At 45.1% G+C, this 21,302-nt stretch carries 15 protein-coding genes; 8 read left to right on the top strand and 7 right to left on the bottom strand.

Translation table 11 applies throughout. From position 1 onward, the window contains the following. The 6 genes from OCT63_RS14180 to csdA all read left to right on the top strand — a co-directional run bounded on the left by OCT63_RS14180 (window position 1) and on the right by csdA (window position 6,276). Window positions 1-570, top strand: coding sequence for a YajG family lipoprotein (locus tag OCT63_RS14180; protein ID WP_017056765.1), 570 nt, complete (start codon window positions 1-3; stop codon window positions 568-570). Then, window positions 570-1,118, top strand: a complete 549-nt coding sequence (locus OCT63_RS14175; RefSeq protein ID WP_269983918.1) for a peptidylprolyl isomerase — start codon at window positions 570-572, stop codon at window positions 1,116-1,118. Before OCT63_RS14180 ends, OCT63_RS14175 begins: the two co-directional genes overlap by 1 nt. Before the next feature lie 54 nt (window positions 1,119-1,172). After that, entirely contained in the window at window positions 1,173-2,531 is a 1,359-nt protein-coding gene (locus OCT63_RS14170; RefSeq protein WP_161678860.1) for an AmpG family muropeptide MFS transporter, read from the top strand. A gap of 626 nt (window positions 2,532-3,157) precedes the next feature. Further along, window positions 3,158-3,973: a nucleoside-specific channel-forming Tsx family protein gene (locus OCT63_RS14165; protein ID WP_161678861.1), complete on the top strand. Its 816-nt coding sequence runs from the start codon at window positions 3,158-3,160 to the stop codon at window positions 3,971-3,973. A gap of 111 nt (window positions 3,974-4,084) precedes the next feature. Continuing rightward, on the top strand, window positions 4,085-4,978 hold the full coding sequence (panE, locus tag OCT63_RS14160) for a 2-dehydropantoate 2-reductase (protein ID WP_161754763.1): 894 nt from the start codon (window positions 4,085-4,087) through the stop codon (window positions 4,976-4,978). An 86-nt stretch (window positions 4,979-5,064) separates the two neighbouring features. After that, the gene (csdA, locus tag OCT63_RS14155) at window positions 5,065-6,276 is read left to right on the top strand and encodes a cysteine desulfurase CsdA (protein WP_269983917.1); all 1,212 of its coding nucleotides are present in this window, start codon (window positions 5,065-5,067) and stop codon (window positions 6,274-6,276) included. A gap of 81 nt (window positions 6,277-6,357) precedes the next feature. On the opposite strand, the gene csdE is transcribed toward csdA, so the two are convergent. The 4 genes from csdE to OCT63_RS14135 form a co-directional block, all read right to left on the bottom strand. Then, window positions 6,358-6,786 carry a cysteine desulfurase sulfur acceptor subunit CsdE gene (gene csdE / locus OCT63_RS14150; RefSeq protein ID WP_269983916.1) on the bottom strand — a complete coding sequence of 143 codons (429 nt, stop codon included), beginning with the start codon at window positions 6,784-6,786 and terminating at the stop codon, window positions 6,358-6,360. Between the two features lie 41 nt (window positions 6,787-6,827). Beyond that, on the bottom strand, window positions 6,828-7,637 hold the full coding sequence (gene tcdA / locus OCT63_RS14145; protein WP_269983915.1) for a tRNA cyclic N6-threonylcarbamoyladenosine(37) synthase TcdA: 810 nt from the start codon (window positions 7,635-7,637) through the stop codon (window positions 6,828-6,830). Between the two features lie 113 nt (window positions 7,638-7,750). Continuing rightward, on the bottom strand, window positions 7,751-8,863 hold the full coding sequence (gene mltA / locus OCT63_RS14140) for a murein transglycosylase A (RefSeq protein ID WP_269983914.1): 1,113 nt from the start codon (window positions 8,861-8,863) through the stop codon (window positions 7,751-7,753). Between the two features lie 81 nt (window positions 8,864-8,944). Further along, window positions 8,945-9,418: a DUF2850 domain-containing protein gene (locus tag OCT63_RS14135; RefSeq protein WP_161685817.1), complete on the bottom strand. Its 474-nt coding sequence runs from the start codon at window positions 9,416-9,418 to the stop codon at window positions 8,945-8,947. Between the two features lie 161 nt (window positions 9,419-9,579). Between OCT63_RS14135 and argA the strand changes: the two genes are divergently transcribed. Then, window positions 9,580-10,920 (top strand): amino-acid N-acetyltransferase, encoded by a 1,341-nt coding sequence (gene argA / locus OCT63_RS14130; protein ID WP_060468467.1) that lies wholly within the window; start codon window positions 9,580-9,582, stop codon window positions 10,918-10,920. 281 nt (window positions 10,921-11,201) lie between these two features. Beyond that, window positions 11,202-11,393: a hypothetical protein gene (locus OCT63_RS14125; protein WP_082710347.1), complete on the top strand. Its 192-nt coding sequence runs from the start codon at window positions 11,202-11,204 to the stop codon at window positions 11,391-11,393. Window positions 11,394-11,497: 104 nt separating this feature from the next. Here the strand turns inward: OCT63_RS14125 and recD are convergent, their stop codons facing one another. The 3 genes from recD to recC form a co-directional block, all read right to left on the bottom strand. After that, window positions 11,498-13,690 carry an exodeoxyribonuclease V subunit alpha gene (gene recD, locus OCT63_RS14120; protein WP_161685789.1) on the bottom strand — a complete coding sequence of 731 codons (2,193 nt, stop codon included), beginning with the start codon at window positions 13,688-13,690 and terminating at the stop codon, window positions 11,498-11,500. After that, window positions 13,690-17,364 carry an exodeoxyribonuclease V subunit beta gene (gene recB / locus OCT63_RS14115; RefSeq protein ID WP_161685787.1) on the bottom strand — a complete coding sequence of 1,225 codons (3,675 nt, stop codon included), beginning with the start codon at window positions 17,362-17,364 and terminating at the stop codon, window positions 13,690-13,692. Before recB ends, recD begins: the two co-directional genes overlap by 1 nt. Before the next feature lie 461 nt (window positions 17,365-17,825). Continuing rightward, entirely contained in the window at window positions 17,826-21,302 is a 3,477-nt protein-coding gene (gene recC / locus OCT63_RS14110) for an exodeoxyribonuclease V subunit gamma (protein ID WP_269983913.1), read from the bottom strand.

Here is a 21,302-nt window from a genome sequence, read left to right as displayed (position 1 = left end):
ATGAAAAAACTGATTTTGGCTGCTTCTATTATGGCTTTGACGGCATGTTCAGCCCCTCAGCAAGAACAGATCAACGTAATGCCAGAAGCTTCACTAAGCTCAAGCAACCTTGTACAAGGCAAAACATACACGCTCACAAGTAAAGATGTCCGTGCTGCTCAATATGTAGCATTGGTTGATAGCGGCCGTTCAAATATTCAGCCGATTCACGCTAAGCAAAACATGCGTATTTCTCTAGAAAACGCGCTAGCAAAACAGCTGGACTCTCAAGGTTTCCGTGCAAGCGTAAACAGTGAAAACTCGATTGTTTTAGAGATTCAAGAAGCACTCGTTACCGTAGAACACACCATCATGGAAAACCAAATGGACGGTAAAGTGACGCTTGAAGTAACCGCTGAGACACCTGAAGGCAAACTGGTTAAGACATTCAATGGTACAGCCGTTCGAACTGGTGCGTTAAGCGCTTCAAACGACGACATCTCAATGGTCCTTAATGATGTGCTCAATTTAGTACTTACTGAGATTGCTAACGACCAAGAGCTACAAACTTACATGAAGGAACGTTTCTAATGAGCCGTATCCTTACTTCTATAGTATTAATGCTGGTGAGCGTGAGCGTTTGGGCTGGTCCTAAAGTGAACGTGGAAACAACATTAGGCAACTTCACTATTGAGCTTAATCAAGAGCAAGCACCGATTAGCGCTGAGAACTTCCTAAAATACGTTGAAGACGGCAGCTATGAAGGCACTATCTTCCACCGAGTTATTCCTGGCTTTATGGCTCAAGGTGGTGGCTTCGATCAAGACATGGATCAACAAGCGACTTATGGCCCTATCAAAAACGAAGGCAGTAACGGTCTAAAGAATGATACAGCAACGATCGCTATGGCTCGCACTAATGCGCCTGATTCTGCAACTCGTCAGTTCTTCATTAACTTTGCTGACAATGATTTCTTAAACGCGAAAGGCGCTAATCTTGGTTACGCTGTATTTGGTAAAGTGACTGAGGGATTTGATGTCGTACAGAAGATGGCTACCATTCCGACTAAGCGAATGGGCCGTATGTCAGACATCCCAATAGACCCTATCATCATCAACAAAGTAACACTTCTTAAGTAATCTCATACAGCGCCCTTAACCTCTTAAGGGCGTTTTTCTATACAAGGACGCCCCATGTCATCAGGCTCTCCCTCTCTTTCTTGGATGCAGACTTTTCGCAGCTACCTAGATAAACGTCTACTTTGGGTGTTTATGTTAGGCTGTTCAAGTGGCTTCCCATGGGTTCTTATTGGCTCCAACATGTCTGGCTGGCTAAAAGATGCAGGTTTAACAAGAGCTGCTATTGGCTATTTTGGTAGCGTATTTGCCGTCTATGCCATTAACTTTCTATGGGCCCCCCTGGTAGACCGAGTCAAACTACCAATCCTACATGCGATATTAGGCCAACGGCGTAGTTGGATATTTTTGTGTCAAAGCGCTGTATTGATCTGCACGCTCTTCATTGCTGGAGTAAACCCAGCCGATGATCTTGTTCTAGCTTCGATGTTAGCTTTAGGCATAGCGATTGCTTCATCGACTCAAGATATTGCGATCGATGCCTTTCGAATTGATACATTTCCAAAGTCAGAGTCATCTAAACTGCCTCAAGCTTCTGCTATGACGGTTATAGGTTGGTGGACAGGCTATTCGCTACCCGGTTACCTTGCCTTCATAAATGCTGATTCAGTTGGCTGGAATGGTGTTTACTACGGTATGGCTGGTATTGTCGCAATTCTAATGTTGTTCACATTACTCGTTGGCGAACCAAAAACGAAACGAGATAGCTTACAAGCAGAAGCCGAACGCCGTCATCGTCAAATAGTAGGTAACCCTATTGCTGTCTGGCTTACCGTGACCGTCGCAGAACCCTTCCTAGACTTCTTCAAACGCAATGGATTTAGAGTCGCTCTAACTTTATTACTTTTCGTCTTTCTATTTAAGATAGGTGAAGCCTTCTTGGGAAGAATGTCGATCACATTCTATAAAGAAATTGGCTTCTCTAACGAGCAAATCGGTTACTACTCTAAATTAATCGGTTGGGGATTAACTATGTTATTCACCTTAATTGGCAGTATGGTCAATGTTAAATTTGGTATAGTTCGCGGGTTAATGATCGGCGGTATCGCAATGGCAGCCAGTAATCTAATGTTCGCATGGATCGCCCAAGTTGGTCCAAATGAGCATCTGTTCTTAGCCACGCTGATGGTTGATAACTTCACATCTGCCTTCTCAACCGTTGCATTTGTTTCTTTCCTGACAATGGTAACTGGCCAAGCATTCTCTGCAACCCAATACGCTCTGCTTGCATCATTGGGAAATTTAGGTCGGACAACACTGGCATCATTCAGCGGTGAAGTCGTTGATTACCTCAATGACTGGTCGACTTTCTTCATACTGACAGCATTAATGGTGATTCCGAGTTTGATCATGCTCTATTCATTACGCCACTTTTTCACTGATTTATTAGAAAAAGCCAAAAACCATCAAGAATAGTAAAAAAGGGTAGCGTCAAACTACCCTTTTTACTTTCTGACGGCAGAGACGAAACCGAAAATCTATTGTACCAGTCACGGTTAAGTGGAACTCAGTTCCCACCAAATCATCAATTGCAAACTCTCAAAAGTTCTCTCCATGTTTAGTGCAAAGAACAATCTCTTTCTATAAATAAACAACAAAGCTCGATTACCCCAATTACCTCTTCATCAAATGATTCTAATTCCAGTACAACGTCGATCAAAACTAGCTCAAAGCAAAGAAAACGAGACGGACGATTTACCTCATTTTGAGGAAGAGAAAGCTTAGAAAAGAATACTGTTGATTTTGATATGCATGTCACTCTATTCAGTAGAATCGTTTGCTTAGGACGGTATTTCAGCAATTCCCCCACAAAATAATCGAATTTCACAAAATCAATAGAATTTATGGTGCATCAAGATGCATTGCTATCTTAAAGTTCCGTCATTTAGATCGTTAGTGTGATAAGCTTCACTTTAATAATTGTAGTTTTCACTCTGTCTCACTTTTATTTGAGAACAAAATCGCTATTATGCTCGGCATTCGGACAACGTAAACACTTACAAGTTTGCGGGTTACTTATTTCAAATATAGAGAGTTCCATTATGCGTAAATCACTTTTAACTCTTGGCCTACTTGCAGCAACTTCTGCTCCAGTAATGGCAGCAGATTATTCTGACGGCGACATCCATAAAAACGACTATAAATGGATGCAGTTCAACCTTATGGGTGCAATCAACGAGAAAGGTCCTTACGAATCTACTCACGATTACCTAGAGATGGAATTTGGTGGTCGCTCTGGAATCTTCGACCTTTACGGTTACGTTGATGTATTTAACCTAACATCAGACTCAAACAGCGACAAAGCAGACAAAGATGGAAAAATCTTTATGAAGTTTGCGCCTCGTATGTCTCTTGATGGCCTAACGGGCAAAGATCTGTCTTTCGGTCCAGTTGAAGAGCTATACCTTTCAACTCTTTTTGAGTGGGATGGTAACAAGGGTGGCGTGAATACTCAGAAAGTAGGTCTGGGTTCTGACGTAATGGTTCCATGGTTCGGTAAGGTGGGTCTAAACCTTTACGGTACATACGACTCAAACCAAAAAGATTGGAACGGTTTCCAAATCTCGACTAACTGGTTCAAACCTTTCTACTTCTTCGAGAACGGTTCGTTCATCTCTTACCAAGGTTACATCGATTACCAATTCGGAATGAAGGATGAGTACGCTCAAGTAAGCAACGGCGGCGCAATGTTCAACGGTATTTACTGGCACTCAGATCGCTTCGCGGTTGGTTACGGTTTAAAACTATACAGTGATGTATACGGTTTTGAAGACGGTGCAAACCTTCCGTGGGATGCGACTTCACAAGCTGATTCTTCTGGCGTAGGTCACTACGTAGCAGTAACTTACAAGTTCTAATCGAACTTCTAAGAAATATTTCCTAAATGGCACCCTCGGGTGCCATTTTTTATTGCTTTCATATAATGCCTCGCTATCCTTGCAGCATCACTTTCTTATCTCGGTATTGCTGTGAACATCACGATTGTTGGGCCAGGGGCTATTGGATCTTTGTGGGCCATAAAACTACTTCAAGCGGGTCATAATGTCTCTTTGTGGAGTCGCTCTTCTGAAATCTCTACAGACCTATCGCTTGATGAGCAAACTTCACTTTCCTTTAGTAACAACAATATCGAAAAGCTATCTGCAAGTGACTTAGTGATCGTCACGGTCAAGGCTTGGCAAGTGGAAGAAGCCACCACTCCGTTACTTCAATATCTCGCCCCTGACACCATTCTTATGTTCATGCACAACGGAATGGGAGCAGTAGACGAGATAGCCACTCAAATTGATGCTCATCCGGTAGTATTGGCGACCACCACCCAAGCAGCTTTTAAATCCGACCGCAACAATGTATCCCACACAGGAATCGGCCAAACTCAACTAGGGGCTTTTAACCTCAAAGGTCAGCAATGCACTTTTTTGGTTGATGTGTTGGAACACGCCCTACCAACCGTGAACTGGAACCCTAAGATAAAAACGGCACTTTGGACTAAGCTCGCCATCAATTGTGCTATCAACCCACTGACTGGATTAGAACAGATTAAGAATGGGGAGCTCGCCGATCAACGCTTCAGCGAGACGCTGAATTCCATCATTCACGAACTCACGCAAGTAATGCAGGCGGAAGGTATTACTTATTCATTCAATGAGTTAGAAGCAAGCGTCAACAAGGTTATTCATGCCACAGCACAGAACAACTCTTCAATGAAGCAAGATATGTTTTATAAACGAAAGACTGAGATCGACTTCATTACCGCGCACCTTATAAAGACCGCACTCAAGCATCAAATAGAAGTACCCACTAACCAAAAGCTGCTCGCAATGGTTAAAGAACGAGAAAATAGCTGGAATCATCAAGATTAGTCAGCAACGCTTTACAAGTCGCGATAAAATAACGATACCGCTCAGCGTAACGCTGGCACCAATTTCCAAGATTTAGGTAAGAATAGATGCTTGATATCAATCACATCCGAGAGCAGTTTCCTGCGCTATCACAAACCGTCAACCAACAACCGTTGATTTACTTAGACAGCGCGGCAACCACACAAAAACCTCAGGTGGTTATTGATGCTATTAGCCAATATTACTCTAAGCAAAATGCCAATGTTCACCGTGGTAGCCACAGCTTAACCGCGCAAGCAACCAGTCAATTTGAAGCAGCAAGAGACAAGGTCGCTCAGTTTATTGGCGCTACGTCTTCAAAGGAAATTATCTGGACTCGTGGTGCCACCGAAGCACTTAACCTCATTGCTCAAACATACGCAAGAAGCACGCTTCAACCTGGCGATGAGATCGTAGTGAGTGAAATGGAGCATCACGCCAACATAGTGCCTTGGCAAATTGTGGCAGAACAAACCGGCGCTAAAGTCATAAAAGTACCAATGACATCGGATTGCGAATTTGACCTAACTGCGTTTGACACGCTCTTAAATGAACGAACAAAGATTGTTGCTCTGGCTCAGATAACCAACGTGACGGGTTCTCGCCAACCGATTGAGGAAGTGATCGAAAAAGCACACACGATGAATGCCATTGTTGTGGTCGATGGCGCGCAAGGTATTGTTCATGAATCTGTTGATGTAGCGGCTTTAGGTGCAGATTTCTACGTGTTCTCTGGGCATAAGCTCTATGCTCCTGCTGGCATTGGTGTGCTTTACGGTAAGCTTGAATTACTCGAAGCGATGCCACCTTGGCATGGCGGTGGCAAAATGGTTGATCGTGTCTCTTTCTCTGGCACTACTTTTTCTGAACTACCTGGCAAGTTCGAAGCAGGCACGCCCAATGTCGCAGGCGCTATTGCTTTAAGTACCGCAATAGAGTGGTTACATCAGTTTGACCCAAAAGACGTGGAAGAACACATCCACCAGCTACAACAGAAAACCTATCAAGCGCTCAATCAATTGGATGATATCCAGATCCTTGGTTATAAATCTAATTCAAGTGTGATTACTTTTGTGATGGACGGTGTTCACCATCAAGATATTGCAACGCTATTGGATCAACAAGGTATCGCAGTTCGTGCTGGTCACCACTGTGCTCACCCATTAATGGATGCGCTTAATGTGAAAGGAACCGTGCGAATTTCGTTTGGCATTTACAACAACATGGATGATGTTGAAAGGCTCATAGCGGCGATAGAAAAAGCCGTTGATATGTTGTAGATGGTAAACATAACGAATAGCGAAGTTATTAGGGTTGGCGTTTAGCGTTAACCCTTTTTGTATCGGTGTTTTTAAGAAATGTTAAGCACTTAGCTCTTGGATTTGAGCAACGATCGCTTTTAATCCATTACCGCGAGATGGGCTTAGATGGGTGATTAGACCGATCTTTTCAAAGTAACCATCAATATCGAACACTTGAATTTGTTGTGACGTTTTACCATCAAAAGCAGCCATCACTAACGCAATAAGGGCACGAACAATACGCGCATCTGAATCGGCACAAAAATACCAAACATCATCGATACTCTGAGAAACTAACCACACTTGGCTTTCACAACCAGACACCAATACCTGCTCACTTTTCAGTTCATCAGGCATCACTGGCAGTTTCTTCCCCCATTGAATCACTTGGCGATAACGGTCTTCCCAACCGTTGAATGTCTGCATTTTCGCGACAATATCATCACTGGTAATTTCAGTGCCGAATGGAGAGCTTGGGAATGACATCATTTTAATATCCAGTAAATTATTATGAAACGAACAATAACGAGTTACTTAGTATGCTTTTGAATGATCTTTTCGACAATACGCGAAACAGCCACAAAACCAAACGTCGCCGTTACCACAGTTGCAGCACCAAACCCCGTCTCACAATCCATGCGTTTTGGACCTTCGGCTGTCGCTTTCGCAGCACACACACTGCCGTCAGCTTGCGGGTATTTAAGCTGTTCAGTTGAGAATACACAATCAATACCAAACTTACGCGCTGGATTTGTAGGGAAGTTGTGGTGACGACGCAAAGTGTCTTTCAGTTTTTTTGCTAGCGGATCTTGAATCGTCTTGGTCAAATCGGCAACTTTGATTTGAGTCGGGTCGACTTGGCCACCCGCACCACCAGTGGTGATCACTTTGATTTTGTTACTACGACAATACGCTAATAGTGAAGCCTTAGCTTTCATGCTATCAATCGCATCGAGAACAAAATCGAACTCTTTCGACAAGTACTCAGCTTGATTGTCAGGGCCGATAAAATCATCAATCAGGTTAACTTTACACTCAGGGTTAATCAGCTTAACGCGCTCAGCCATTACTTCGATTTTACTCTTACCGACAGTTCCCGACATTGCGTGGATTTGACGGTTGATGTTAGTCACACACACATCATCCATATCGATCAACGTCAGCTCACCTAAACCAGTACGAGCAAGCGCTTCAACCGCCCATGAACCCACGCCACCAATACCGATCACACACACATGTGCAGCTCTAAGTATGTCGACTTCACTATTTCCATATAGGCGACGAGTGCCACCGAATCGTTGGTCATAGTTTTCTGAAGCTGGAGTGGTCAATTCACGCATGGTTGCCGCCAATTTATTTCTGAGAAAAAGAAAAGAGTGCGTTTTATACGCACTCTTGAATAAAAAGTCTAGGGGATTAGCGAATCACTTTAACAGCCCTATTCTATTAGGCTTTACTCGATCTTTTCAGGAGGCAAAGCCCAAGGCGCTTCGGTTGCGCTACCATCTAAACCCAACTTCCATACACGACCAAAATGTTTGTAATGCCCCGCTTCAGTACCCGCTCTTGGCCCCATACCGTGGTAGAGGTCCAAGTGGTTCTGCTTAACCGCTCCCCCCGTATCCAAAACCAGTAACAATCTTAATTGGTGTGCCCCACTCCAAGTACCATCGGCATTTAATAACGGAACCTCAGCCAGAATTGGTGTACCCATAGGCAAGAGTGAGCGATCGCCCGCTACCGCAGCCATTGGTAACAGTGGAATGCCTGCGCTTCCCATCACCGACAAATCATCTCTTGCATTAAAGAACACAAAAGACGGGTTTTGCTCAAGCAGCTCTTTGACCACTTCAGGCTCGTTCGCCAATACCCACTCTTTGATTGCCTTTAATGACATTTTTTCGCGCGGAACTAAACCTCGTTCGATCAAAACTCGGCCAATACTCACGTACGCCTTGTTGTTCTTACCCGCATAAGCAAAATACTGCAAGGTGTCATCATCACCAAAATGCACAAAACCGCTGCCCTGCACTTCCATCATAAATGGGTCAATACGGTTTGCAGAGTAACCTAACTCAAGGCCTTGGCCTTCTAATGCGCCGTTGTAGATATCTGCGCGAGTTGGACACTCTTTATCGCACTTAGGAAGCCCATAAACAGGGAATCGATACTCTTCATTCGCTTCATGACGAAGCTCCATTACTGGAGAAAAATACCCCGTGAATAAGACATTACCTTGCTTATCTCCACCACCGAGTTGAGCGGTTTGAACGCCGAAATTAGCTAACTCGCTTGGGTCACCACTCAGCATTGCCCACTCATTGAGCTGTTGATAAAGCGGCTCGTAGATTTTCGCCATCGAAGGAGATTTGGACACCACCATTTCAGCTTGTTCAGCAAATGCGGTGTAGTCTCTTGGCTTGTTGGATTGAACCTGATCGATCTTATTTAAAGTACGGGGAAATTCATCATCAAGGTGTTGTTGAGCACGATCGGTTGGTTGAGCACAGCCAAATAGTAGAGAGGCGGCAACAAGGGGAAGCCATTTTTTAATCACAAGAGTCATCCTAAAAATTCTATGCATCGAGGATGACAAAAACAGTCAGATAACACAATCTTAGATTGTAAGAGTTTACAATAAGATAACCTATCGGACCGAGTGATCGATATGGCCTTTAAGGCGAAATACAGGATTATAGTGACTATCCGAATCAAGCATCATTTCGGTGTTGTCGGAATTGGTCATACGGAAACGATACGTTTGATCGCCCGCCTTATATTCGAAGTAGTTACCATCAAACTCAAAGTGAGTTGCAACAATAGAACCTGCCATTGATACACCATAAGCATTTAACACAAACTCATCCGTCGCATAATGCGCAACATCTTGTTCTACCCAAGTACCATAAAGCAAGTGATTTGGCGTTACTGAATCTTGCAATCGAGTGATCACATCACCAAAAAGTGACACCACTGCGAACGAACCTACCAAAGCCAAGACCATGAGACAACGTTCGATGATCTTACGCTTTAACTTAGATTGGTTTCGCTGTTCTTCCTTACTATAAAGGCCTGTGGTTATCTCATCGATCTTGTTCTTTGTTGCTGGAGCTTGTTGCATTCGGGAACTACTCATAAAGATGCTATGCATATTCTACACTGAGACCGTTTATATAATGAAGTCTAGATAAGAATAGTTTGCGCTTTATTCCAAAAAGGTGTTGTTTAAATTTGAATTTAAATGCTAAATTATCGAATAAATAAACAAAATGGACTTATTCTGTGAAATTAAGAAGTACAGCGCTAGTAAAAGGTTTCAGACAATCAACCCCTTACGTAAATGCTCACCGTGGCAAGACTATGGTAATTATGCTGGGAGGCGAAGCCGTTGCCGCTAAAAACTTTGGCAATATTATTAATGATATAGCTTTACTCCACAGCCTTGGAGTCAAGATAGTTCTTGTTCATGGGGCAAGACCTCAGATAAACCAACTGTTGGTAAAACAAGATTGCCATACGCCTTATCACAAGAATATTAGGGTCACTGACGAGTATTCTCTGGGTGTCGCGATGCAGGCTGCAGGCCAATTACAGTTGGCTATTACCGCTCGTCTTTCAATGAGCTTGAACAACACCCCAATGGCGGGCACTCAACTGAATGTGATGAGCGGCAACTTTATCACAGCTCAACCGCTAGGCGTGGATGATGGCACCGACTACTGTCATAGTGGGCGTATTCGTCGAATCGATATTGAAGGGATTAATCGCACACTCGACCAAGGTTCCATCGTATTACTTGGCCCGATTGCCAGTTCAGTCACCGGAGAAAGCTTTAATCTGCTTTCAGAAGAGGTCGCGACCCAAGTTGCAATTCGCCTAAAGGCAGACAAGCTGATTGGTTTTTGTTCCGAACAAGGTGTAACTGACGAAAACGGTAATGTCCTCGCCGAACTTTTCCCTAAAGACGCGAAACAAATTCTAGAACGCTTAACGGAATCTCAGAACCCTACAGAAGACATGAGTACCGGAACGCTGCGTTTTTTAAAGGGAGCTATCTCCGCTTGCCACGCAGGTGTGCCTCGCTGTCACTTAATCAGCTACAAAGTGGATGGCGCATTGATCCAAGAGCTGTTCTCTTTCGACGGTATTGGAACCCAAGTGGTCATGGCGAGTGCCGAACAAGTAAGACAAGCTCAGATTGATGATATCGGTGGTATCTTTGACCTCATTCGTCCGCTTGAAGAACAAGGCATCCTCGTTCGTCGTTCAAGAGAGCAGTTAGAGCAAGAAGTCCATCGCTTTACTATTATCGAGAAAGACGGACTGATTATTGGCTGCGCAGCACTATACGCTTACCCAGAAGATCACATGGCAGAGATGGCTTGTGTGGCTATCCACCCTGACTATCGAGATGGAAACCGTGGCCAGTTACTATTGGATTACATGCGTCATCAATCCAAATCTCGTGATATCGACCAGATTTTTGTTCTTACCACACATAGCCTACATTGGTTTCGTGAACAAGGATTTTACGAAATAGGTGTCGACGAGTTGCCGATGAAGAAACAAGGTTTGTACAACTATCAACGGAATTCAAAAATTCTAGCCCTAGACGTCCAGTGAAACTTTCAGACACTAGTCACACTTTCTCATTAAAATAATTGCAAATGTAATCGTTTGCTGTGCAATTTTTAACAAATATGCACTTTCACTCACACGTATAATTGTATAGTATTTAGCCGCTTTAATGATATTAACAAATAATTTTAATTGGAATTACCATCTTGATAATCGTATCGAGTTAATTAAGGTGGTCACTGCACGGATTGCTATACCCGTTGACGGTCAGCACGCTAGAAATAGCTCTGCTCGTTGATATAAACAGCAAAAAGAGCACCATTGATATGAGAACCATTGTTTGTAACTCGCTGCAAAGTTTTTGGGATATGGCCGACAACCAATTCTTAGAAGGGCTAGACGTACACTGCGTGTTCCCTGTGAGTGAGAACCTTAAAGAGTTTATTTTGAATTGCCAAGCAAAGTACAAGATAAACCATATATCGTTTACTCGAGCGTTTTTAAGCTCTGATTCCTAATAACGCTCAAAGCAACCAAGGATGGTTGCTTTATGTATACGCTATCCCCCCTGCAATTTGGTCACTTGACTCTCCTAAACACTTTCGCCAAGTATCTATCTTCGTTAGCTGGTTAAGCGACTGCCTAAACCACTCACTCGCTCTGTTTTCACCTTAATACCACGCTTCAATACATTCGTATCACTGAACATCATCAGTCGTTTCTTCGCTCGTGTAATACCGGTATAGATAAGCTCTCGTGTTAGAATTGGACTAAAATCTGGTGGTAAGATCATTAAGGTCAGATCAAATTCACTACCTTGAGATTTGTGTATCGTCATCGAATAAGCCGTTTCATGATCGGGGACTCGGCTTGGTAACACCGCTTTCACGCTGCCATCCGGCAATTCAAAATAAACCTTCAATCTAGGTGCTGTATCAGAATGACTCGAATCAGATTCAAGCATACATATACCAATATCACCATTGTATAAACCCAAACCATGATCGTTACGCGTTACCATTACAGGACGTCCGTGATACCACAACTCATCGTTGTGTGGATTCACCAAGCGTCTGGCGGCAAGTGCTCTTTCGATTCGCTGGTTGAGGCCTTTAACACCAAAGTCACCTTCACGAATGGAACACAGCAATCGACATTGGCTGAACAAGTCGAGCACCGATTTAGCTCTCGCTTCCTGAGTTTCTAATTCTTCTAACGGCACGTTCATTCGGTTCAGATACGCACCATACTCATTGACTAAAGTACGCAGCATCAAGTTATAGCTATCGCTTGATAGAGGATGATTTTCAATATCGCCAAATCCTTTGGCAAACACTTGATCGACCTGCTTAGCCGAGCCGTTATTGATTGCTTTTGCCAACTGTCCGATACCTGAACGTGCATCGAAACGATAACTCTTCTGCAGCATACACAAGCTATCTGCAATCGCAGGAGGATTAACTGCTCCCGCTTTTGCCTGCGGTGTATTAGCTATCGCATCAAAGCCTGTCATTTCCGCAATCAAATTGCCTTGCGCGCTGCTGTAACCGGCAGAGTTAAACGAGCAGATATCACCCAACACCGCGCCAGCTTCAACGGAAGCGAGTTGATCTTTATCCCCAAGCAGAATCAGCCTTGCGTGTTCAGGGAGTGCATCCACCAGTTTATACATCATGGATAAGTCGACCATAGAAGCTTCATCCACCACCAAGATATCAAGGTGAAGTGGATTACGTCGGTTATGTCTAAACTCAGCACGATTAGGAATCGCGCCAAGCAGCCTGTGCAAAGTGCTCGATTCCGTTGGTATGTTGGCTTTTACTTCAGGCGCTAAAGGCAGTTGCTCAATCGCTTTACCGATCGACTCTGTTAAACGCGCCGCCGCTTTACCCGTTGGTGCAACTAGCTTAATCGTTGGTGTTTTGCCTTGGCTTAGTGATTGCTCGACCATCGCCGACAGTAATTTGGTTACCGTGGTTGTTTTACCAGTACCCGGTCCACCAGAAATCACCGCAAAGCGACGACTCAACGCCACCGCTGCCGCCACTTTTTGCCAGTTCAAACATGCCGATAACGGTACCAAACCGTCTAGAACATCTAAGTCCGTCACTTGCTTGGCTTGGACAATCGCTTGGTCGATTGCACCCCAATTCAGAGGTTGCTCATCGACGATATCAAGATGATCACACACCAGCTGTTGACGTAATACCTGAGACGTTTGTTGGTTTGCTTCAGCCTTTGCTAATGCGTTAAACAGGAAATGATAACTGCGTGCGAAGAGCTGATTCAGCGTTTCAGTCAGCGCCTTTTTCTGTTCAATATTGAACTCGACTGGCTTACTTAAACGATTTAACGTTTCAGCCAGCACGACTTCATAGTTCCAATAACGCTGTAAGTAGACACGCTGCCCATCAAACATCAACGGCTTAACACAGCCATTGGTTGTGCCAACGAGGTTAGATGATTGCAGAACAGTCGCCCAATCAATGCCTAACAACTTTTGATTCAGTTGCAGGGCAGTTTCACCGTACAACCCAAGTAACTGGGCAAGGTCAGCTGTTTGAGCTTGTATGAGCTGAGTACAAATGTGCCCTTTGCCTAATTCATGACTCACCACACCAGCAAGAAAACCGATTTCTTGAGAGTGACTCGTGGCTTGCTGAGCTATAAAACGGGCAAATTGATAATCCAACTGACGAATAGAACCCTTATCCGCGAGAAACTTGAGTACATCCATAAGTTGCTCAGGAATAAGTGAAACTGGCTTTGCTGTGTTCGCAGTTTCTATGCTGGTATTAGTGGTCGTTGTTGTCATTATAAAAGTCCCATCTGTCCAGTTTCATCGTCATTCAATTGTGCTGAACGTCTGTCTATCACCTTACCGTCAATCAATTGATCCATTTCATCAAGTAACGCCAGTGTTGGTTTCGCCGAGAAAATACCTTGTTGAGATTGGCCGTCCATTCCTCGTAAGAACAAGTAATAAACACCACCAAAATGTTGTTCATAGCTGTAATTGGCAACGCGGCTACGTAAAAAGCGGTGCAGCGCCAATGCATAGATCTGATATTGCAGATCATAGCGGTGGTCGGCCATCGCCGATTTCAATGCTTCACCATGGTATACTGCAACATCATCACCTAAATGATTCGATTTCCAGTCGAGTACATAGTATTTACCTTGATGCTCGAACACCAAATCGATGAAGCCTTTCAGCATACCTTGCACGGTTTGGAAACCTAGGTCGCCCGCTTTGGCCGATAATGGATCATGATATTGAATGGTTTGATTCAATTCCGATGCGGCTAACACTTCGATCGGTAGTAAGAATTCCATCTCAACTAAACGTTGAGTTGAATCTTTCTCGCTTAACTTTAGGCTTTTACCATCCAGCGCTGTGTTAAGAACGGTATCGACCAGTTGCTGAAGCACAGGTAACCACTCTAATTCGTATTGTTCAGACTCTAATAAGTGAGTGATTACTTGCGTGTTATGTTCGCTGGTTGCTGGCTCAGTAAATTCAACATCCTCAAACAAGGTGTGCAAGAAAGTACCTGGGCGAGCACCACGAGGGAACGTAAAGATAGAGCGTTCAGGTTCAATCAACTCAGACTCATCTTGCTCATCAGCCGAGTCAATATCAAAGCCAGAGACCTCTATGGTCGCGTCATGGCTCGCGCCGTGGCTGCCTTGCTTTACAAGCCCCGAGTAACTGGTGATTCGCCAAGATCGATCAATTGAAGCCTTGAGTTCATTAGCATGTAAGTCTTCACTCACTTGCTCTGTTTGTACAAACACTTGCTCGTGAGCGGTTGGTGTTTCGGCTAACAGCACACTTGAATTTTTGCCTTCAATTGCTGCTAGAGCTTGATGCAATTCGGCAATACCCTGCTCTTGTCCGTTTTGAACCAAGTAGCCCATCGCACTCAAATGCACGCCTGTCGGTTCTTTGGTTGAACGCCCTTTACGCAGTGGCGCCATACCAATAAAACAGCCATATACCGCACGAGTCAGCGCTACATAAATCAAACGTAGGTCTTCCGCCAATCGCTCTTTATCCGCTTGAGCTAAGGCACTGTCACTACCTGTAATATCCAGTACTGTGGTATCTGAATCATGGTCGTAGAATTTGCCCTCGCTCGCTTCTCGGTAACTCGCAACAAATGGTAGAAATACCAAGTCATATTCCAAACCTTTCGACTTATGAATGGTAACGATTTGAACCAAGTTTCTTTCTGATTCAAGGCGTTGAATGTCGTCTTCACTGCCGCCTAGACCATTTTGAGCATCGGAAATCGCTTCTGCTAGCCAACGTAGCAAGCCATAGTCACTGTCGAGCTCTTGTCTTGCTTGTTGCAACAGTTCGCCAATATGCATCAAATCGGTTAGTGAGCGCTCACCATTTTCTTCTTCCAGTAAGCGTTCCGCGAGATGTCTTTTACTGATCACACTACGAAGCATTGGTAACACGCCGCGCTGTAGCCATAACTTACGATATTCTCGAAATTCGTTAACGACGTTTTCCCAAACTACTTCATCGTTGTTGAGTTCGTCCAATGATGCCGCATCCAGAGCAAACAACTCAGAGGCTAAACTGGCGCGTAATGCACGGTCGTTTTCAGGTGTCAGCACCGCTTGTAGCAGGCGTTGAATATCTTGCGCGACCAAGCTGGTAAACACACTGTCTCGGTTCGACAAGTACACACTCGCTATGCCTTGCTCAGACAGCGCGTTCTTAATCAGACGACCTTCACTACCGGTTCGAACCAAGACAGCAATATCACCCGCATTCACGGCATGTTGTTTTTTGCCGTTATCAAAATAGGCTTGCTGGTTTTGAGAAGCGGTCAGAATGGTTTGAATTTGACTCGCCGTCGCTTCAGCCATTGCTTTGTGATATTCGCCCTTTGGTAGTGGCTTGTCTTCAGCCGCTTGCAACCAAAAGGTAAGTGCACGCTGAGTTTCTCCGTTCATCACCCATTGGCGTTTGTCGGCCGATGGGCTGGCAGCAACGGGTAAGAATGGAATGTCTTGGTCATAGATAAACGGGCTGTCCGAATTCATAAACACTTGGTTTACTGCACTGACCATATCGGCACTTGAGCGCCAGTTGGTGCCTAAGGTGTAGTGAGCACTAACTTGGTTTCTCGCCTTGATATAGGTAAAGATATCTGCGCCACGGAAGCCATAAATCGCCTGCTTCGGGTCACCGATCATAAACAAGCCGCACTTCGGATTATCGAGATAGATTCGGCTAAAAATACTGTATTGCAGCGGGTCAGTATCTTGGAATTCATCGATCATCGCCACCGGGTATAAAGTGCGAATTCTTTCCACCAGCAATGACTGCTCATCCACATCAATCGATGCAGACAACTGAGTCAGCAAGTCATCAAACGATAACCACTGCTTCTGCTGTTTCGCCTTGGCTAACATAGTTCGACAATGGGTAATCGCATGTGCCAACAATGGGGCTTTTAGATCTGCAGGAGAGTTTAAGAAGCTCTCAATAGCCTCAAACACCGCGTGTTGAGGAGCAGTACCTTTAGGTGTTTTGTCAATTAATGTTGCTTGTGAGAACTTCTCTAGTTTATCTGGAAACTGGTAATCATGAGTGTCGCTCTGCGCCCATGCTGTGACGGCTTCTAACCAAGTCGGCAAAGACTTCTTGGTGTAGCTGCGTTTGTTGACATCTGAACCTGAAATCAAAGCCAAAAAGTCCGCTTCGGATTCGCACCACAACGCCTTAAGTTGCTTCACTTTATCTAGGTTTTGGTTATGCAGAGTTTGCAAGTCGCCCGACATCGCTTCCACGGTTAGCTTTAGTGGAGAGCCCGTCAGGTAGCGATTTACGTCAGCCAATAACGAAGCGGGAGAGCCCCAAATATTTCGCACTTCGCCAGCCAGCTGAATTGGCAGCGGGTAAAACTGCTTACGCCAATAGTCGGCTACCACTTGCGCTTTAAGGTGGCTTTCATCGGTCACAAATTCATTATCAAAACGGCTTCCGGACTCAAAGGCATTTTGGGTCAACATACGCTGACAGAAGCCATGAATGGTGTACACCGCCGCTTCATCCATTTGTCTTTCGGCATTGAGTAAGGTTTTCGCCGCACCAGCATGATCTTCGATGGCTTGTAACAAAGGAGCAATTACTGGGTCGTCACTTTGCCCACGTGCAAACGCAATGCGTGCATCATGGATTCGGGCACGGATACGATCACGTAGCTCTGCCGTTGCTGCTTCAGTAAAGGTCACCACCAGAATTTGGTCTACGGTCAGCGGCTCATGGTGTCGCGTAGCTTCCGCGAGCTCACCTTGTGGTGCTGCCGTACCGTGCCCGAGCAGTAGACGTAAGTACAAGCCAGCGATGGTAAATGTTTTACCTGTACCCGCTGATGCTTCAATTAAACGCGCGCCATGAAGTGGAAACGTCATGGTATTGAGTGTCTGTGGAGCAATTACCTGAACACTGCTTGTGGTCGTCATGCCTTACTGCCTTCTGATAAATATGTTGTTACAAATGTGACCTAGCGTGGAAAACGTCATTCAATTTACGTCCTACGCTGATTTGTTAATAGTTAGTGCGATCTCTCTCACGGATCAATTCGGATCGCCTCGCTACTATGCGCCCACGAGTTCAGGAGCGCGATTCGAGTTTTATACTCATGCGTCACTTTGAACCACAGAATAATGGTCCCTCTGACCTGTGGCCGTACAGCGAACGCCCTACACTAATAATGATTTACTGGCGGCCACTTTATTTCCTGTACCCTGACTTCCCGCAAATCACTATCTATCGCTTTGACTAAGCTTATACCTCGATTGTCTCTAACCTTTTGATAAGCCCAGCACTCCAACTTTATACCTAACTCTTTATTTTCCATGTCTTTATTCAAGCACATCTCTTTGACGTTAGTATCATTGGCGATCTTGCTGATCACTGCCGATTATTCCTGATCTTCAAGATCGGCAGCGGCAAGTCTTGCGGCCTGTAACACAAGCGTTGAATACATACGCGACTCAGCAGCCAGTTCATCATCCCACTTAGGCCAAATACGTGAGATGTAGGTATCTCGACCCTCGCCAGTAAAGGCGAAGCTGTCATTAAAGGTATCAGCCATTTTCTTTAGCGACTTTTCTTCATCATCGACCCATTTACCGCGGCTAAAGCCCGCCTCAACGCCAGCCAATGCGCTTTTCGGGAAATAAGGTAGTGGTGCTGTCATGCCTTGGTAAAACAGTCGTACTAACTCAGCCAATAAACCCTTCGCCTGCTGTGCATCGCCGATAGGTTGTAGCGTTTGGTGAACCACACCTTCTTTTCTGTCATAGCCAATAATATGAGTCGTTTTCCCGTGCCCCATCAGCGCACAACACAGATGATCAATCCATGCGGCCAAGTAATCTTGCGAACGAATTTTACCGCTACGGAAGCGCACTAAACCCGATTGATAATTTTGAGTAAGCCAACCCATCAAACGAACGGGTTTCCCCTCACCTAACACGTCAAACTCAATATTTACCTCAAGATCTTGCTGTGGCTGCCCACTTACAAATCGAATCTCTTTGGCTAAGTCTTCCGCTTGAACTCGGTTGGTTTCAAATTCAATGTCACCAAAAGCGCCAACCGGTAATCGACCCTGTGCTTTTTGCTCAGAGACAAACAATCGCACCGCTTCGTCTTCGCCTTCTGGGTGATCCAGCAACACTTGCAGCAGCGCATCTTTAAGATGGAAGCTCTCTAGTCCATTGAGTACGAATGGCTCATCGTCTTCCATTACCGGAAGCGGTGGCTCAAACACCACTTTTAGGCGACGATTAAAGAAGTACTGTACTGGTAAACGCCAGAAACGCTGTAACTCAACCAAGTCGAGTTCTAACGGATACGTTACACCCAACAAGTAATCATCCAATGCGCGATTGAATTCACCACTGCGTTCACCGGAACGGTTAGCCGCTGGAAGCCATTCTTTGGCATAGCTCAATACATGGCTTGCATCACCTTGAGTAAAGGCTGCAGGGCTAAACGGCGTCATGGTGTGTTCAAAGCTTATCGCTTGAGTCAATTTGATACCAGAATCATCACTTGGTAGTGATTGGTCTTCACTTAGGCAGTAGTTCTGCTGGCAGTACTCTATCAACTCTGAAACGAGCACCGATGGCACTCGCTCAGTATTATCTTGAATCGAACGGCCAACATAACTGATGTACAAGCACTCTTGCGCCGACAACATCGCTTCTAAGAATAGGTAGCGGTCATCATCACGACGAGAACGGTCACCCGGTCGTGTGCGCCCGTTCATTAGGTCAAACCCTTCTGGCGGCATTGATCGAGGGTAAACACCATCATTCATGCCTAATAGACAAACAGTTTTGAACGGAATGGAACGCATCGGCATTAGGGTACAGAAGTTAACTTGCCCCGCTAAGAAACGCTGACTAATACGCGCACCCGACAGTTTATTGTTCAAGTACTGATAGATAATGCTTGGCGACAGTTCTTGTTCGTACAAGGCATCATCAAGCTGTTCGTTCAATTGAGAAAGTGCATCACGAATCGACTTAAGTACCACCTCGCCTTCTAGCTCAACGGCGAAGAAATCATCAATCATTTGCAGCAAGGTTTCACGCCACATATCGATAGATTGCGTCTCAGCAAGGAGCTGACGGTAATGAGCGATACGGTCAATAAAGTGCGCTAACTTACCAGCAAGTTCGGCGTTAATGCCCTGAACTTCGTTATAAGCCGCGATTGGAGAGTGATCGGTTTCAAACAGACCCGCAGAATCCGACATCGCATAGCCCAGTAGCATTCGCTGGATACCAAATAACCAGGTATTTTGCTCAGTAGCAGGCAAGTCAAACTCGGTTGCCGTAGACGAGTCGACGCCCCAACGGATACCCGCTTCTTCAACCCATTGCTTGGCTTGCTCAAATTGAAACTCATCAATACCGAAGCGTGCCATCATCGCTGGGATTTCTAGTAGCTCTAACAGCTCAGAAGCTAAGCAGCGCGTGTTTGGTAGCGCGACCAGCTGCATGAACGCCGTCAGAATCGGGCTCTCTTGGTCGGCGGTTCTATCTGAGATCGAGTAAGGGATATAGCGCTCACCCGGAGCATTACCAAATACCGCCTGAACCGCAGGGCTATAAGCATTGATGTCAGACACCATTACGATGATATCGCGTGGTTTTAGTGTCGGATCGGCATCAAACATCGCCAACAGCTGATCATGAAGGACTTCCACCTCGCGCATCGGGCTGTGACAAGCGTGGACAGTCAACGAGCGATCGCCAAGCTCAACCACCTGTTTATGGCTGCTGGAATCTAGGATGTGGTCGTCTTGGTGTTCTTCTAACTGGAGAATGTCGGCTTGCAGTTGATGCAGCAGACTGTCTCTCTCAACATCAATAAAGAACTCGTGCTCTTCACTGTCTGATTGAGACAGCAAGAACAGGTTATCTCTGCCCAGCTTACCCATAGACGCAAGCAAGCTATTACCGACCGCTTGGCTGGTATGCAGCTCGTCTTCAACATTCGCTTCAATACCATCTTTTAATGGGGAGACTTCACCTTCTAGCTGAGGTAAACCATCAACCAGAGCAAACTGCTTGCGACGCTGCGCTTCCACTCTTGCCAAGTACTTACGGTCACGAATATCGCCCCAGTAATGTTGGCAAGGATTGGTAAACATCAGGTGAACATCAATCTGTTCGCCAAGTGCTTTCAAAGCATCCATGTAGCGAGGAGGCAGCGACGAAATACCAAATACAAACAGACGTTTTGGCAGGTGTTGTAACTGGCCTTGTTGATTAGCTAACGCTTCAATGAAGTCGTGATACAAATTACCACGGTGATACTTTGATTGGCCTTGAGAGAGGGTCTGATCATAAAGCGCTTTCCACAAAATAGGCTGCCAAGGGTGCTCTTGCTGCCCTTCACTATCGACCAGTTCTCTAACGGGCTCGCCCGCTTCCCACATCGCCATCCACTCAGGACGATATACTAAGTAGCCATCGAAGATATCGGCAATTTTCTCAGCTAATTGATACAGCTTTGAATCATCTTCGTCGTTTTCAAGATAGCGCTGTAGGGGTAAGAAATCAGGGTAGTCAAGTTTCGCAGGTAGCAAACTCATCAGCTTCCACGTCATCGCTTCTTTGTTAAAAGCACTGCGTTTAGGTACATCAGGAAGCACTTGGGTAAACATATCCCAAATGAAGGTTGCAGGAAGAGGAAAATCAATATTTGCTGCTACACCAAACTCTTTCGCGAGTTCCATCTTAAGCCATTGAGACATACCTGGGCTCTGAACCAGAATTTGCTCTTTTTCGAAAGGATTGGCTAAAGGGTCACTTTTGATCAAGTGAACGAGAAGAATTTTTAAAGTATCAACTTTATTGGAATGGTAAACAGTAAACAA

Source organism: Vibrio sp. RW (assembly GCF_027587105.1).
In the GTDB taxonomy this organism is placed as follows: Bacteria; Pseudomonadota; Gammaproteobacteria; order Enterobacterales; family Vibrionaceae; genus Vibrio; species Vibrio toranzoniae.
Note: the sequence above shows the minus strand (reverse complement) of the source record. Positions and strands in the feature narration are given on the sequence as shown.

Excerpts from the sequence above, each read along its gene's own strand:
- OCT63_RS14175 (WP_269983918.1), top strand. The coding sequence starts at position 570 with ATGAGCCGTATCCTTACTTCTATAGTATTAATGCTGGTGAGCGTGAGC.
- OCT63_RS14125 (WP_082710347.1), top strand. The coding sequence starts at position 11,202 with ATGAGAACCATTGTTTGTAACTCGCTGCAAAGTTTTTGGGATATGGCC.
- recD (WP_161685789.1), bottom strand. The coding sequence starts at position 13,690 with ATGACAACAACGACCACTAATACCAGCATAGAAACTGCGAACACAGCA.
- OCT63_RS14135 (WP_161685817.1), bottom strand. The coding sequence starts at position 9,418 with ATGCAACAAGCTCCAGCAACAAAGAACAAGATCGATGAGATAACCACA.
- OCT63_RS14180 (WP_017056765.1), top strand. The coding sequence starts at position 1 with ATGAAAAAACTGATTTTGGCTGCTTCTATTATGGCTTTGACGGCATGT.
- tcdA (WP_269983915.1), bottom strand. The coding sequence starts at position 7,637 with ATGCGTGAATTGACCACTCCAGCTTCAGAAAACTATGACCAACGATTC.
- OCT63_RS14165 (WP_161678861.1), top strand. The coding sequence starts at position 3,158 with ATGCGTAAATCACTTTTAACTCTTGGCCTACTTGCAGCAACTTCTGCT.
- csdA (WP_269983917.1), top strand. The coding sequence starts at position 5,065 with ATGCTTGATATCAATCACATCCGAGAGCAGTTTCCTGCGCTATCACAA.
- OCT63_RS14170 (WP_161678860.1), top strand. The coding sequence starts at position 1,173 with ATGTCATCAGGCTCTCCCTCTCTTTCTTGGATGCAGACTTTTCGCAGC.
- mltA (WP_269983914.1), bottom strand. The coding sequence starts at position 8,863 with ATGACTCTTGTGATTAAAAAATGGCTTCCCCTTGTTGCCGCCTCTCTA.
- recB (WP_161685787.1), bottom strand. The coding sequence starts at position 17,364 with ATGACGACCACAAGCAGTGTTCAGGTAATTGCTCCACAGACACTCAAT.
- csdE (WP_269983916.1), bottom strand. The coding sequence starts at position 6,786 with ATGATGTCATTCCCAAGCTCTCCATTCGGCACTGAAATTACCAGTGAT.